The organism is Streptosporangium sp. NPDC020072, assembly GCF_040631445.1.
Taxonomy (GTDB): domain Bacteria; phylum Actinomycetota; class Actinomycetes; order Streptosporangiales; family Streptosporangiaceae; genus Streptosporangium.
Genome location: NZ_JBEYAB010000002.1, coordinates 349,031 through 364,622, shown reverse-complemented (window position 1 = coordinate 364,622; position 15,592 = coordinate 349,031). Strand labels below are relative to the sequence as shown.

Genomic DNA, 15,592 nt, shown 5'->3' with positions numbered 1-15,592 from the left:
CTGTCGTTCATTGTGCGTCTCCTGTCCAACGCGTGGGCGCCCTCCCGGGTTCCATCCGAGATATATCGTGTTGTCCCGGCCGGGATCAGTGGTCCCGGGTGAGTGACTCGACCCCCCACCTGGCCGCGGTGAGGGCGTTGCGCATGATCTCCTCATCGGCCGGACCGGCGGAGTTCTGGTACTGGACGAAGAGCAGCAGGTTGTTGACCCGGACGATCACGGTCACCGAGTAACCACCCCCGGAGACCTCGCCCACGACGGCCTCGTTGCCCAGCCCACCGACGGGCCTCAGAGGAGTCTGCGCGCTTCCGTAGTCGTTCGTCCGCTTCTTGGCGGCCGTGGCCACGCGGCGAGCGAGTGCCTCGGAGGCCTCGGCCGCCGACGGATACAGCTTCTCCTCGACGGCGAGCTGACGCTTGAGGTTCCCCGGGTCGTTGTCGTTCGCCGTACCCCAGATGAGGTGATCGTCGGGGCCGGTCGGATCGGTCCTCACACCGAGCTGCCCGAGCTGCTCGGCGGTGAAGAGCCCCTTCGCGGCGGGTTTTCCGGCGAAGGGCCCGGGGTCCACGTACGGCGCCACCTCGACCACGGGCGCGGAGGGGCGGGTCAGGCCCCAGACGACCCCTCCGGCGACCGCGAGCACCACGGCCGCGACGGCCGCGATGACGAGCGGGGACCGGAGAGGCGACCTCGCGGGCTTGGGGGAGACCTGTTCGAGCGCGAGACGGACCGAGGTCGCGTCGGGACGCTGGGAAGGGTCGGCCGCGAGCAGGCCCTCGACGATCGGCGCCAGCACGCCCGAGCCCGTGGTCACCCCGCCGGTGAGGTCGGAGGGGGCGGCGAGCGGCGAGCCGTCCGCCATCCTGGGGACGGTCACCGACCCGGTGCTCGGCGCCCTGCCCTCCATGGCGGTGAACAGGGTGGTGCCCAGATCCCGCATCTCGTCGGCGCCGGAGGGGTTCAGGATGCCGGTCAGCACGACCCGGCCGTCCGCGGCGAGCACCACCGTGTCGGGGGTCGCGGCCAGGTTGACGCCCCGCTCGTGGGCGGCGTTCAGCGCGTCCAGCACGCGCAGGCCCACCTCGGCCGCCCGCTCGGGGGGAAGCGGACCCTCGTGCCTGACGATCTGGACCAGTGAACGGCCCGTCACCGCCTCGGCGACCAGCCACATCCGGTCGGGGGCCGAGATCACGTCGTGCAGAGTGGTGACCCCGGGGTGCCTGAGGTCGGCCGCCGCGCGGACCTGGGCGAGGAGCCGGTCACGGACGGGGCCGGGAGGCGGCAGCCGTACCTCGGCGATCGTGACCTCCCTGCCGAGCAGCTCGTCGCGGGCCCGCCACGAGGTGCCGGTGTGGTCACGGCGTTCGAGCAGCCGGTAACGCCCGGCCAGCAGGCCGGGATCGGGGGACACGTCAGTCACGGCTGTTCAGCTCCTCGGCGGCGAATCTGGCGGCGCGCAGGCCCCGCGCGCGCAGTTCGGGGCTCACCCGCTTGGCCTTCTCCGACAGGCTGACCTCGACCAGCAGGTTGCTGATCCGGAAGCGGATCACGGCGTGCACCTGGTCGAGGACGCCCATGTCGTAGGCGAACGCCTCGGCGCCGACCCGGTTCACATCGCGCAGCGGGCCGACCCAGCCGGCGGGGGAGGTCCCCTCGTCGGCCTTGGACTTGACGCGTTCGGCGACGAAGAACGCGTGGGCGACCTCCGGCGCCGTTTTCCCGGAGACCGGGGTCTTACGGGCGAACCGCACCCTGAGCGCGGGGCCGTCCGAGGGGTCGGACCAGCTGCAGTACGCTTCCTCGTCCCCCTTGGCCTTGACGAAGAACGGGGCCGAGGTGGGGCCGAGGGCGCGGACCTGGGCGGGTTCGAGCATGGAGCACGGGTCGGGATCCGCCGAGAACCGCCCCGCGCCCGCCTCCGCCGTCGTCCCGGACGGGGACGGCGAGGGGGAGGGCGTCGCCGTGCCCCCGGTGGCCAGCAGCACGGCGGTCGTCACCCCGGCCGCCACGACCGCGGTCCCGCCTCCGACGAGCCACCCGGTCCTGATCCGCCCCGCCCGCCGCGAGGCTCCACCGGGTTCGGTGACCGGCTCGGCGGGGGTCAGCGGGCCCGCGGGCAGCCCCTGCGCCACCCGCTGCAACGCCGTACGGAGCATCGCCGCACCGGGCCGCAGCCGGGGATCCTTCTCCAGTACGGCCAGCAGCACCGGAGCCAGGTCCCCCGCGCGGGCGGGGAACGGGGTCGGCTCGGTCAGCACCGCGCCCAGGGTCGCCACCGGGACACCCCGCTGGAACGGCCCCCGCCCCTCGACGGCGGCGTAGAGCGCGGCGCCCAAGGACCACAGGTCGGCGGCGGGGCTGTCGTCGCCGCGCAGCCGTTCGGGGGCGATGTACCCGGGGGAGCCGACCAGCGAGTCCGCCGAGGTCAGCTGGGCGTCCCCCTCGACCGTCGCGATGCCGAAGTCGGTCAGCAGCACCCCGCCGTCGTCGGCGAGCATGATGTTGGCCGGTTTCACGTCGCGGTGCATGATGCCCCTGCCGTGCGCCATGGTCAGCGCGTCGAGCACCGCCACCCCGATCGCGGCCACCCGCCGGGGCGGCAGCGGACCCTCGGCGCGGATCACCCGGTCGAGGGAACGGCCTCGGACGAGGTCCATCACGATCCAGGGGCGCCCCTGCTGGGCGATGACGTCGTGCACCGCCACGATGGACGGGTGGCTCAGCCGGGCCGCCGCCCTGGCCTCGCGGAGGGTGCGTTCGTACGCCTCCACCCGCTCGGCCTCGGTCAGGTTCCGGTTGAGCAGCACCTCCTTGATCGCGACCTCGCGGTGCAGCAGCTCGTCCCTGGCCCGCCAGACCACCCCCATCCCGCCCGCGCCCAGCCGGTCGAGCGCACGGTAACGGCCCGCGAGCACGGGCGGCGCCTGGTCAGCCATTGGTCTTCAGAGAGGTGCTGAGCCAGCGGGCGACCTTCTCCGCACCCGCCGCGATCTGGCCGTCCGAGTCGTTCTTGACGCCGTACCGGCTGTAGTCGATCTCCGCGACCAGATTGCTGATCCGGAGGACCACGGTGACCCGGTACGCCCCGCCGTACAGGTTGTACTGGTTGAAGACCCCGGTGCTGAAGGCCTCCTCACCGACTCCCTGGAGGGCCTTCGGCGTCGTGGGCTTGGGGGTGAGCACCTTGATCTTCTCCAGGATGTCCTGCCGCTTTCCGGACAGGTACTGCTTGGCGCGCGCCACCCCGGAGGCGTCCTGCTTCTGGGCGACCAGCCGTACGCTGAGGTCGAACTTCTCGACGCCCGGTTTGTGCAGGTCGAGCGAGGCGAGCCAGTCGCAGGAGGAGGGCTCGACCTCGGAGCTACGGAAGCCGGGCACGACCTCGGCGGCCTGCTTGTCGTCCAGCAGGCTGCACGCCCTGGGCGCGGAGGCGAAAAGAGCGCCGCCGGGACCGGGGGCACGGGCCTCGGCCTCGACGGGGGCGCCGATCCGCTGGGAGAGCAGGACACCGATGGTGACCGCCATGGCCAGGAGCAACCCGCCGGTCAGCCCGACGATCGGGCGGGGCACGAGCACCCCGGAGGAACGCCGCGCCGATGTGGGCGGTCGCGTCGCGCTCTCCTGGATCGGCGACACCGGAACCGGCTCACGCGGGGCGGGGGCCTGCTGGACCTGGATCTGCTGGACCTGGGCCTGGACCTGCTGGGCCTGGGGCGCAGGGGGCCGCGGTGCCGGGGCCTGCGGCTGGGGATGCGGGTTCTGGGGCTGGTTCGGGAAGGGCGAGGTGGGGATGGCCCCTTCGAACTGCGGCGGTGACTCCGGCGGCGGCCCGGCCAGCAGTTCGGCCAGCGGTTTCGACGGTGCTCCGGGCACCGCTTCGCGTACCGCTCCGGTCGGTGGTTCGGGCAGCGGCTCAGACAGCGGCTCAGACAGGGGCTCAGGCTGGGGCCCGGGTCGTGTCTCGGCCTGACGGCTGTTCTCAGGGCCGTTCTGGGAGTGTTCTTGGGGACTGGACGGTCCTGATTGCCCTGTTGGTTCCAGTGTTCCCTGGGCTCCTGACGCCCCTGGAGAGCGCGGCGGTTCCGGCGGCATTGACGGCCCCGACGGTCCTGACGGTCCTGACGAGAACGGGTCCGAGCTGAACGGGCCCGAGGTGAAGGGGCCTGAGGTGAACGCCTCCGACGGTCCCGAGGTGAACGCCTCCGAGGGGCCTGAGGTGAAGGATTCCGAGGGCCCCGAGGTGAACGCCCCGGAGGAGAGAGGGCCGGAGGAGAACGGGTCCGAGGGGTAGGAGGAGGCCGGGGGGATCGTCGGGAGATCCGCGGGGAAGGGCGTGGAGGCCGCCCAGGGGGACGGCGGAGGCACCGCGTCCGCGCGGACCGGCGGCAACGGGGTGTGGCCGCCGTTGCGGGACAGGTCGAGCAGGGTGTTGCGCAGCACCCCGGGCTCGGGCCGCTGGGCGGGGTCGCCGGAGAGCAGCGCGAACAGCACCGAGCCCAGCATCCCCGCGTTGTCCAGAGACCCGCCGGGCGAGGGAGCGCGTCCCTCGACGGCGGTGTAGAGGGTCGCGCCGAGTGACCACAGGTCGGCCGCGGGCCCCGTCACCCCCTCGGGGGCGGTGAACGCCGGGGAACGCAGGGTGGGCGTCGCGAGGGTGACATGGTCACGGGGGCCGATCAGCACCGAACCCGGACGCACGTCACCGTGGAGCATCCCCCGGTTGTGCACGGCCACGAGCTGGTCCAGTACGGCCAGGCCGATGGTGGCGGCCTGCTGAGGGGTCAACGGTCCGGCCCGCTCGACCACCTGCTCCAGTGAGGACTGTTCGAGCACCGCGGAACCGGGCGCGTTCACCGCGTGCCTGCCCGAGCGCCTGCCCTGCGAGTCCGGGACGTCTGGACGGTTCATCCTCTCGCTTTCTGCTTGTTCAGTGCCTGCGCGACCCAGGTCGCTGCGGTGTGGGCGCCCGCCTGGATCGCGGGACCGTCCTTGGAACCGTTGACCACCGTGTAGGTGACGTCGAGGACCAGGTTGTCGACGCGGAGGACCACGTGGCTCTGTTCGAGCCTGCCGGTCTTCCTGTTGTCGTACAGGTCGTAGCCGAACGCCTCGTCCCCCACGGGTTTGACCGTGAGAGGCCCCGTGGTCCTGGCCGAGTGCATGGCCGCCCCGATCTCGGACCAGCCCCACCCGATCTGCCCGCTGGGCAGTGTGCCGTTGCGCTGGTTGACGAAGAGCTCGTGGGCCTGGCGTGGGCTCTTGCCCCACTGTTTGCCGGGGGGAGCGGGCTGGACGTCAAGGCCGATTCCGGGGCTCATCCACTCACAGCCTCCCTGGTTGGTCGGCTTGCCCGGGGCCTTCACGGCGGGCAGGAGCTTCTTGACGTCGGCCGCGGAGATCAGCTCGCACAGGTCCACCGGGACGGTGAAGGCACCCGGCTTCTCACTGAGCCTGGGCGGCCCCTGCTGGACCGTACGGCCGAAGGCGAAGTGGGCCACCCCCGTGGTCGCCGCGATGACCGCGACGACCGCCGTGACCTCGACGGCCGCCCACACGAGGGTGCGCCCGCGGTTGCCCGCGGGGACGGGCGCCGCCTCGGGTTCCGCCGGGGGGAGGGACTCGGGGGCGGGGGAGACGACGGCCACCTCGGCGCCGGGGCGGCCGAGGGCGATCTCCTGCAGGATGCGGGCGGCCTCCTCGAAGGAGGGCCGTTCCTCGGCCCTGGGGGCGAGCATCCGCATGAGCAGCGGGCCGAGATGCCCCGCCCGCTCGGGAGGTCTGGCGGGGTCGGTCAGCACCCGGCCGATCGCCGCCACGGGGCTCTCCGCCGGGTGCGGGGGTGTTCCCTCGACGGCGAAGTAGAGTGTCGCGCCCAGCGACCACAGGTCGGAGGCGGGACCGCCGCGTTCGCCGCGCAGGCGTTCCGGGGCGATGTAGTTGGGGGAGCCGATCAGCTGGCCGGTGCGTCCGGCCGTCTCCTCTCCCTCGACCGCCGCGAAGCCGAAGTCGGTCAGTACGGCCCGCCCGGTGCGGGTGAGGAAGACGTTGCCCGGCTTGACGTCCCGGTGCACGACCCCGGCGGCGTGCGCGGCGGCCAGCGCGCTGAGGATTCCCACGCCGACCCTGGCGACCTGGTGCACGGGCAGCGGCTGCCGTCTGCCGACGGTCTCCTCAAGGGAGGCTCCGGACAACAGCTCCATGACGAGCCAGGGACGCTCGTGCTCGATCACCACGTCGTGGACGGTCACGATCGAGGGGTGCTTGAGGCGGGCGGCCAGGTTGGCCTCCCTGAGAACGGAGGCGCACGCCTCCTGCCGCCGGACGGGGTCGAGGCCCGGCGGGAGCCGTACCTCCTTGACCGCCACGTCACGGCGGAGCATCTCGTCAGCGGCGAGCCAGACCGCCCCCGTGTCGCCCTCGGCGAGGGGATTGAGCAGCCGATAGCGGCCCGCTAGCACTTGAGTGTCGATCCCACCCACCCCGTTCGCCGTCCCATCGCGGACAGCAACATAGCCACTTAGCGCCATATGAACCAATGAATGAGGACTTGCTGAAACGAAAGGTGGCCGCGCACGGGGTGCGGAGTTATCCACAGAACGGGATTCGGTGCCGGCGGCCGTTCCCGGATCGGGCCATCCTGTCGGCGTGATGCCCACGGTGACGGTTCCGGGGAGGCGGCTGCGCCCCGCTCGGAGGCCGGTTTATCCGGTTGAGCGCGGGTCGCTCGGCCGGTTAACGTCTGCCCGCCGGTCCTCAGGAGACCGGCCCTGGAAAGAAAGGAGTGAGGAACAGATGCCCACCGATCTGATCACGCGTCCCCGTCTTGGGTGGCAGACCACCTGAGATCCGGGAGGCGCACATGCTTTCTGGAGTTTCACATGTCCGATCTGCTGTTCCGTCCGCTCCAGGCGGACGAGTTCCCCCTGTTCCACCGCTACGGTCCGGTGCCCGCATCGGGAGTCGGCCTGCGTCCCCGGCCCTTCGAGGAGCTCGGCTACCGGTCGGGGTGGGTCTGGGTCGCCTCGCGTGGCGACGAGGTGGTCGCGCGTGCGGCCTTCTGGGCCCCTGAGGGTTCCGACCGCCCGGCCTTTCTCGACTGGTTCGACCCCGGCCACGGTGACGACCGGGTCGAGACGGGTGCCGCCCTGCTGGAGGCCGCCCTTACGGCGTTGTTTCCCGAAGGGGACACCCGGCCCGAGTACCACCTGTTCCTGCCCGTCGGCTGGCAGGAGCAGCCGGACGCGCTGGCGGACGCGACCGACCGGATCGACGCCGCCGAGCGGTTGGGCTGGCGCAGGACCGTCGAACGGCTCAACCTGCGCTGGCTTCCCGAGTACGGTCTGCCACCCAGGTCGGTCCGTCTCACCTTCACCCCGGCAGACGACGACGAGACCGTGCTCGGCCTGCTCGCCAGGGTCGCCGGGGACAGTCTCGACTCCTGGGACCGGCGCACCAGTGCCGAGAAGGGGGCCGAGGCGACGGCGAGGGAGACCCTCACGGCGCTCGCGGGGTATCCCGGCGGGCGCTCCCGCTGGCGCCTGGCTCACGACGCGTCCGGAGTGCTGGTCGGCGTCGTGATGCCGACCCGCAACGACAGCTCGGCGACGGTCGGCTACGTCGGGGTCGATCCCGCGCACCGTGGCCACGGCTACTCCGGCGATCTGGTCACCGAGGCGCTGCACATCTTCGCCGCGGAGGGCGAGCCCCAGGTCTACGACAACACCGACCTGGGCAACGTCCCCATGGCCGCCTCGTTCGCCCGGCTGGGTTACCGCGTCACCGGCCACCGGATGGTGCTCATGTAGTTCCGGCCACGCCCGCGCCCTCTGGCCGTGATGTCGGAGATATCAGAGATGTCCGAGACGCTCGCGGCGCCGGAAGTCGGTCAGGGGGCCGGGCGGAGTGCGCGAAACCTTCACAATTCATCACAGGTGATCTGCACGCGACCCCCTTACGCTGCGAGGCATGACATCCCCCCAACAACGACGTGTCCTCGTGGTGGAGGACGACGAGACGATCGCGCGGGCCGTGGGGCACCGGCTGACGGCCGAGGGCTTCGACGTCCAGGTCGTGGGTGACGGGGAGGGGGCGCTCACGGCCTACGCCAGGGCCGGGGCCGACGTGGTCGTGCTCGACCGGCTGCTGCCCGGCCTCGACGGCCTGGAGGTCTGCCGCAGGATGCAGGCCGCCAGGCCGGTGCCCGTGCTCATGCTGACCGCGCTGGGTGAGGAGACCGACCTGCTCGTCGGTCTCGGGGTCGGCGCGGACGACTACATGGCCAAGCCGTTCAGCATGCGCGAACTGGTCGCGCGGGTGCACGCGCTGTTGCGCCGGGTGGAGCGGGCCTCCCAGCTCGCCGTCGAGGACACGGTCATCCGGGTCGGTGACGTCGAGATCGACACCGCGGAGCGGCGGGTCTACGTGCGGGGAGCGGAGGCGCAGCTCACCAGGACCGAGTTCGACCTGCTGTGCCGTCTCGCCGAGCGGCCGGGCCAGGTGTACGAACGAGAACGGCTGCTCGCCGACATCTGGGGGTTCTCCGAGGCGGCCGCCACCCGGACGGTCGACAGCCACGTGCGCGCGCTGCGCCGCAAACTCGGCCCCGGCGTGGTCAGGACCGTCCACGGAGTGGGCTACGCCCTCGTCCGTAACTGACCCGCTCCTCCTTTCAGTACCGGAAATCCTCCGAACCGCCACCACTCGACCAACGGACGGGCCCCATTGAGACCCCTCGACTTCCTCGGCAGGATCAAGGTCAAGATCGGCATGGTCATGCTGCTGGCCGTCGCCGCGGCGTTCGTCGCCAACGAGGTCGGCATCAACGCCGGATATCCGCGCAACGTCCGCGTCGCGGTCGCCGTCGCATTCGCCCTGGTCATGATGCAGTTGCTCGCCCGGGGGATGACCAAACCGCTGCGTGAGATGGCCGCCGCCGCGCAGACCATCGCCAAGGGCCGCTACGGTCTGCGCGTCGCCGCCACCTCACGTGACGAGGTCGGCGAACTCGCCCGTGCCTTCAACGCGATGGCGGCCGACCTCGGCGAGGTCGACCGGCAGCGGCGCGAGCTGGTCGCCAACGTCAGCCACGAGCTGCGCACACCGATCACCGCGCTCAGGGCGGTCCTGGAGAACGTGGTCGACGGCGTCTCAACGCCCGACCCCGTCACGCTGGGAACCGCCCTGTCCCAGACGGAGCGGCTCGGCAGACTGGTCGCCCAGCTTCTCGACCTGTCCCGTCTCGACTCCGGGGCCAGGCCGATCGAGCTTGAGGAGGTCGAGCTCCGGCCGCTGTGCGAACAGGCGCTGCGCGAAGCCGTACTCGCCAGGGAGGGCGTCACCGCCCGCTGTGAGGTGCCCGCGGGCCTGAGCGCCCACGCCGACCCCGACCTGCTGGCGCAGGTGCTGGCGAACCTGCTGGACAACGCGGTACGGCACAGCCCCGCGGGCGGGGTCGTGGTGCTCGGAGCCGCCCCACGGGAGAGCGGCGTACGGCTGCGCGTGACCGACCAGGGGCCGGGCATCCCGCAGGAGGACCGGGCTCGGGCGTTCGAGCGCTTCTCCCGGCTGGACGCCGGGCGGGCGGCGGACGTGGGCGGCGCAGGCCTCGGGCTGGCCATCGTCAAGGAGATCGTCGAGCTGCACGGCGGCTGCATCCACGTCGAGGACGGCGGGGGCTGCCGTGTCGTGGTCGACCTTCCGGAAGGTTCTTCAGCCTCGACCCTCACCCGGGCGTCGCGCGGACCGGCTGACGCCACCGGCCGTACCGGTGCCGCGGGGGGCGCCCGACTCTCCCAGGACGAGGCGCCCGTCGAGGGATCTGGTTTTCGGGAGATCGCGGGATCCGAAACGCCCGGCAACCCCGCCAAGGCGCGAGGGGAAGGCCCACGGCTCCCTGAGACGGCGGAATCCACCGGGGACTCGGGGGTTGAGGCGCTCCGGGAACACGGCGAGGTCGGGAAAGCCGTACCCTCCTCCGAGGGGACGGGGTCGCCGGAGATCACGGAATCCGGCAAGTCCGCCGGGCCCGCCCACCGGGCCGGGGGAACCGGTGAGAGCGCGAAGCCCTCCGATGCCGTCGAGGGTGGTCTGGCCGGACCCAGGGAAAGTGCCGGCGCAGCCGGATTCGCGCGGTACGCCGAGGGAGACGGTGAACCTCCCCGGAGGACCGAGCACGGGGCGGCGGAGCCGTCGGCCCCGGGTGAGCCGCACCCGCCCTCGGCGAACGGGCCGGTGGCGGTTGAGTCACGGCTGTCCTCTGAGCGGGGGCCGGTGGGCGGGCCGTACTCGTCCTCGGCGAACGGGCCGGTGGTGAGCGAGTCCTCAGCGCGTGAGCAGCCGAGGGCAGGCGAGTCGCATCTGTCCTCCGAGCGGAGACCCGCGGTGGGCGGGTCGTATCGGTCCGCCGCGTGGGGGCCGATACCGGAGGTCCCCCGTCGGTCCCGGCCGCCTCGCAACTGGGCGGGGGCGTTCGCCGGACTCTTCGGCGGCGGGATCGCCGGACTGGTCTGCGGGGTGATCACGGGGCTGATCATCGCCTCGATGAGCCCGCTGCTGGGGGCGCTGGCCGGTTTCCTGATCACGCTGGGCGGCGGGTTCGTCGGCACGGTGCTCGGGATCACCGACTCCTACGCCAGGGCCGCGGGAAGCCTCCCGGAGCGTCCCGTCATACCGAGGCCGGCGGGACACGGCAGCGGGCCGTGGGGCGCACGAGCGACCGGCTCCACGCGGGAAACCACCGGTGGCGAGCGGGGGACGGGCTCCTCGGGAGGCTCCCCGGACGGCACGCTGGAAGGCCTCCCGGCAGGGACGTCGGAAAGTTCTCCGGGAAGCCCCTTCGGGGGTCCTTCGGGAAAGGGCTCGGGAGGGCCGCCGGGGGGATATGTGGCCCCGCCGTTGTTCCCCAGGCCCGAGCTGCCCGCCACCCCCCGCTGGATGCTCGCCGCCGGCGCCTGTGTCGGCCTCGTCGCGGCGCTGGCCCTGCCGTACAGCCGGATCGGGCTGGGGTTCGTGCTCGTCGCCGTCGCCATGGGTGTGGCGGTTCTGCCGGTCGCCCGGCACCGGATCACACCGTGGTCGGCAGGGCTGGGGGTGGTCGCGTACGGACTCGTCACGGTCGCGGTGTTCAGGGACTCGGACTGGCTGGTCGTCTCGCTCCTGCTGGCCGGGTTCCTGCTGGCCGCCCTCGCCCTGTCGGGGGTGGGGCGCGGCTGGCTCGGGGTGGTCAGGGGCGCCGCCTCGGTCCTGATCGCGCTACCGCCCGTGCCGTGGTTCCTCGCGGAGTCGGTCAAGGGGGCGTCCCTGCGCAGACGAGTGGTGCCCGCGCTGGTCGGGGTCGGGCTGAGCCTGGTGCTCGTGCTGCTGTTCGGCGGGCTGTTCGTCTCGGCGGACGCGGTCTTCGCCGACGCCGTCGAACGGATTCTGCTGGCGCAGGACTGGGCGGCGTCGATGCCGGTGCGGATCGTGCTGTTCGCGGTCTTCGGAGTGCTGGTCGCCGCGGCGGTGCTGGTCGGTCTGCGTCCCGTGGCCGAACCGAGGGTTCCCACGCTGCGGCTCACGGTCGGCCGGAGCCTGTGGGTGCCTCCGCTGGTCGCTCTCAACCTGCTGTTCGCCGTGTTCGTGGGGATGCAGCTGACCGTGCTGTTCGGCAGCACCCGGTGGGTGGTCTCCGCCGTGGGGCTGACCTACGCCGAGTACGCCAGGTCAGGGTTCTTCCAGCTCGTCATCGTCAGCGTGTTCGTGCTGGCCATCGTGGCGGCGGCCTCGGTCCTGGTCGATCTCGGGGGGCGTGATAGGTGGCTGATGGCCGGGCTGCTCGGCCTGCTCTGCGCGCTGACCCTGGTGGTCCTGGCCTCCGCGCTGCACCGTCTCGACCTCTACGTCGACGCCTACGGCTTCTCCCGGCTGCGGGCCTCGGTCGAGGCGGCGATCTGGTGGCTGGGCGCCGTCTTCGTGCTGGTCCTGGCCGCGGGGGCGGTACGGCTCACCCGGCGTGGCCACGCGGGATGGCTGCCCAGGGCGATGGTGATGATGACCGGGGTCGCGCTGCTGGCGTTCGCCGTGTGGAACCCCGACCTGCGGGTCGCCGAGACCCAGGTCGCCATCCGGGGTGTCGAACGGCTCGACCAGGCCTACCTGGGCGACCTCGGGGCGGAGGCCGTACCCGCGCTCGACCGGTTGCCCGAGCCGATGCGCAGCTGTGTGCTGCGGGACGTGGTCGCCGCCAACGACCTCGCGGCCCCCGACCCGTGGAACGGATGGAACCTCGCCCGCCAGCGGGCCAGGGATCTGCTGGCCGAACGCCCGGTGCTCTCCGGCCCCGAGTGCGCGACCACCTCCTCCCGGGGGCCGTACGACTGACTCCGGCGGGGACTCGCCGACCGCCTCCGGCGTCACGGCGAGTCGCCCCCGGACGGCTGGAACGCTCGAAGATGCACGGAATCCCTCTTCAATGATTGAATCCGAGCATGTCCTTTGATGTGTTGATCAGAGACGGCTGGGTGTTGGACGGAACCGGCGCCCCGGCCTTTCTGGCGGACGTCGGGATCACCGGGAGCGAGATCACCGCGGTCGGCAGACTGACGGGGGCGGAGGCCGCGACGGTGATCGACGCCTCTGGGCGCCACGTCATGCCCGGTCTGATCGACTGCCACGTCCACGGCGACGCCCTCGTCTTCGACCCGGAGGTGCAGCTCGCCGCGCTGCGCCAGGGCGTGACGACCTTCGTCCTCGGTCAGGACGGCCTGTCCTTCGCCCCCACCTCGACCCCCGAGGCCTTCGCCTACGCCACCCGCTACTTCGCCGCGGTCAACGGCGCCCACCCCCACGCGGAGGGCCCGCTGAGCGTGGCGGAGCTGCTGGCGGGCTACGACGGGGCGAGCGCGCTCAACACCGTCTACCTGCTGCCGCACGGCACGATCCGCTACGACGTGATGGGCGCCGCGGAACGGGCGGCGTCGGCCGACGAGCTCGCCGCCATGCTCGCCCGGGTCGAGCGCGGCCTGTCCGAGGGGGCGGCCGGGTTCTCCACGGGCCTGGAGTACGCCCCGGGACGTTATGCGGACGCCGCCGAGCTGGCCGCGCTCTGCGCGCCCCTCGGCGCTCTGCCGTACGTCACGCACATGCGCGGCTACGGCGCCAATGCCACGACCGGGATGACCGAGGTGACCGACATCGCCAGGCGCTCGGGCGCCGCCGTGCACGTCTCGCACTACCACGGTCCGGCGGCGACCCTGCTGCCGATGGTCGACCGGGCGCGCGACGAAGGTCTCGACGTCACCTTCGACACCTATCCCTACCTGCGGGGCAGCACGATCCTGGCGATGGTCGCGCTGCCGTCGTGGATTCCGGCCGCCGACACGGACAGGGCGCTCAGTCTGCTGGAGTCCGAGCGGATCGAGTGGGACGAGACGATCTGGCCGAGGATCACCCTCTCGCACGTCCCGGGGGCCGAGTGGGCGGAGGGGCTGACGCTGCCCGAGGCGGCGGAGCGGGCCGGCGCGGAACCGGGGGAGTTCTGCCGCGCGATCCTGGTCGCGACCCGCCTTGAGGCCGGGTGCGTGATGGCCCGCCCCGACGAGGGACCGGAAGGGGAGGAGTCGGTCCGCGCGATCCTGCGGCATCCCGCCCACACCGGTGGTTCCGACGGCATCTACGTCGGAGGGCATCCGCACCCCAGGGGCTACGGGGCCTTCGCCCGCATGCTCGGCCACCACGTCCGCGACACCGGTGACCTGACCCTGGAGCAGGCCGCCGTCCATCTCGCCTCCCACCCCGCCCGGCGTTTCGGCCTGACCGGCAGGGGCCTGATCCGCGCAGGTCAGGTGGCCGACGTCGTCGTTCTCGACGCCGCCCGCGTCCAGGACCTGGCCACCTACGCCGACCCCCGCGTCCCCGCGGCCGGTGTCGACGACGTCCTCGTCTCCGGAGTCGCGGTGCTCGCCGGAGGAACGCTCACCGGGGCCACCCCCGGAAGGGCGATCAGACCCTGACGGATAGGGTCCAGCAAGGGAAGCGAAGGGGGTAACACGTGAAGGGGATCGTCGATCCCAGTCGGGCGGTCGGGTCCTCACTGTTCGGGGGAGCCTTCAGCTTCCCCGTGATGGTGGCCAACCGTGACGCGCTCGAACACAACATCGCCACACTCGCGGGATTCGCCGCCGACCACGGGTTGCTCCTCGCCCCGCACGCCAAGACGACCATGTCGCCGGAGCTGGTCAGAGCCCAGCTTGAGGCGGGCGCGTGGGGGCTGGCGGTCGCGACCCCGAGCCAGGCGCTGACCCTGCGCGAGTTCGGCGTGTCACGCGTCCTCATCGCCAACCAGGTCTTCGACCCCGCGGGCCTCGACGCGATCGCCGCCCAGCTGGACCAGGACCCGTCGTTCGAGTTCCTCTGCTTCGCGGACTCGGTCGCCGGTGTCGAGACACTCTCCCGGCACGCGGGCGGCAGGCCGTTCCAGGTGCTGGTCGAGCTGGGACACGAGGGCGGCAGGGCGGGCTGCCGTACGCTCTCCGACTTCCTTGAGGTCGCCACGGCGGCCCAGGAGGCGTCCGGCGTCGAACTGGTGGGCGTCGCGGGCTACGAGGGCGGGCTGGGGAACGCGCAGGAGGTGCGCGCCTACCTCGGCAGGCTGGTCGAGGCGCTGGAGCACCTGCGGGTGCGCGACCCGATCCTGTCGGTCGGCGGCAGCCAGTGGTTCGACGTGATCGGCAGGGAGCTGGCCACCTGCCAGGCCAGGGTCGTGCTGCGCAGCGGCGCCTACGTCTCCCACGACGACGGCTACTACCGCGAGCGCACGCCGTACAACCGGATCGAGGGGGAACTGCGGGCGGCGCTTGAGGTGTGGGCGTACGTGCTGAGTGTGCCCGAACCCGGTCTGGCCGTGGTGGGCTTCGGCAAGCGGGACGCCCCCTTCGACGAGGGGCTGCCGGTGCCCAAGGGAGCCGTCGAGGGCGCGACCGTGCTCAAGGTCCAGGACCAGCACGCGATCCTGCGGCTCACGCCGGGCTCGACGGTGAGGCCCGGAGACCTGGTCTCCTTCGGCATCTCCCACCCGTGCACCGCCTTCGACAAGTGGCGGGTCATCCCGGTCGTGGACGACGACCACACGGTCGTCGATCTGATCACGACCTATTTCTGACGTTCTGTCGTTGTCGTAGAGAGTCTCCTAAGGAGTTGTGACATGAGTGGCAAGCAGGAACTGCGGACGGACGAGGGCGCCGCGCCGGTCGGGGCGTACTCACAGGGCCTCGTGGTCGGTGACTTCGTCTACACCTCCGGCGCGGGCCCGCTCGACCCCAAGACCGGTGAGGTCGTCGGCACCGACGTGGCCGAGCAGACCCACCAGGTGATGCGCAACCTCGGCGCGATCCTGGCGGCCCACGGTCTAGGGTTCGACGACGTGGTCAAGTCGACCGTCCATCTTCAGCACCTGAAGCGGGACTTCGCCGCTTACAACGAGGTGTACAAGTCGTATTTCACCCAGCCGTACCCGGTCCGTACGACCGTCGGCTCCGACTTGATGGACATCCTCGTCGAGATCGACTTCGTCGCTTACAAGGCACGTTAGAGTCTGACCGACTGCGTGGGAAGGCGG

The 15,592-nt window shown here is 71.9% G+C and carries 10 protein-coding genes; 6 read left to right on the top strand and 4 right to left on the bottom strand.

Annotated elements, in window-relative coordinates:
• Positions 1 to 85 precede the first annotated feature (85 nt).
• Genes ABZ470_RS04895 through ABZ470_RS04880 form a run of 4 tightly spaced genes read right to left on the bottom strand, consistent with a single transcriptional unit; the run spans position 86 to position 6,458 of the window.
• Positions 86 to 1,420: a hypothetical protein gene (locus tag ABZ470_RS04895; RefSeq protein ID WP_362910005.1), complete on the bottom strand. Its 1,335-nt coding sequence runs from the start codon at positions 1,418 to 1,420 to the stop codon at positions 86 to 88.
• On the bottom strand, positions 1,413 to 2,936 hold the full coding sequence (locus ABZ470_RS04890; RefSeq protein ID WP_362910003.1) for a serine/threonine-protein kinase: 1,524 nt from the start codon (positions 2,934 to 2,936) through the stop codon (positions 1,413 to 1,415). Before ABZ470_RS04890 ends, ABZ470_RS04895 begins: the two co-directional genes overlap by 8 nt.
• On the bottom strand, positions 2,929 to 4,908 hold the full coding sequence (locus ABZ470_RS04885) for a hypothetical protein (protein ID WP_362910001.1): 1,980 nt from the start codon (positions 4,906 to 4,908) through the stop codon (positions 2,929 to 2,931). The genes ABZ470_RS04890 and ABZ470_RS04885 overlap by 8 nt, the downstream gene beginning before the upstream one ends.
• Positions 4,905 to 6,458, bottom strand: coding sequence for a serine/threonine-protein kinase (locus ABZ470_RS04880; protein ID WP_362909999.1), 1,554 nt, complete (start codon positions 6,456 to 6,458; stop codon positions 4,905 to 4,907). Before ABZ470_RS04880 ends, ABZ470_RS04885 begins: the two co-directional genes overlap by 4 nt.
• 420 nt (positions 6,459 to 6,878) lie before the next feature.
• On the opposite strand from ABZ470_RS04880, the gene ABZ470_RS04875 reads away from it, so the two are divergent.
• From ABZ470_RS04875 to ABZ470_RS04850, 6 genes are all read left to right on the top strand, one after another.
• Complete coding sequence (locus tag ABZ470_RS04875) at positions 6,879 to 7,805, top strand: GNAT family N-acetyltransferase (protein ID WP_362909997.1); 927 nt, start codon at positions 6,879 to 6,881, stop codon at positions 7,803 to 7,805.
• Between the two features lie 160 nt (positions 7,806 to 7,965).
• Complete coding sequence (locus ABZ470_RS04870; protein WP_352009774.1) at positions 7,966 to 8,655, top strand: response regulator transcription factor; 690 nt, start codon at positions 7,966 to 7,968, stop codon at positions 8,653 to 8,655.
• Between the two features lie 66 nt (positions 8,656 to 8,721).
• Positions 8,722 to 12,357, top strand: coding sequence for a DUF4153 domain-containing protein (locus ABZ470_RS04865; RefSeq protein ID WP_362909995.1), 3,636 nt, complete (start codon positions 8,722 to 8,724; stop codon positions 12,355 to 12,357).
• A gap of 107 nt (positions 12,358 to 12,464) precedes the next feature.
• Entirely contained in the window at positions 12,465 to 13,988 is a 1,524-nt protein-coding gene (locus ABZ470_RS04860) for an amidohydrolase family protein (RefSeq protein ID WP_362909993.1), read from the top strand.
• Between the two features lie 38 nt (positions 13,989 to 14,026).
• Entirely contained in the window at positions 14,027 to 15,136 is a 1,110-nt protein-coding gene (locus tag ABZ470_RS04855; protein WP_362909991.1) for an alanine racemase, read from the top strand.
• 42 nt (positions 15,137 to 15,178) lie between these two features.
• Positions 15,179 to 15,565, top strand: a complete 387-nt coding sequence (locus tag ABZ470_RS04850; RefSeq protein WP_352009770.1) for a Rid family detoxifying hydrolase — start codon at positions 15,179 to 15,181, stop codon at positions 15,563 to 15,565.
• The last annotated feature ends 27 nt before the right edge of the window (positions 15,566 to 15,592 follow it).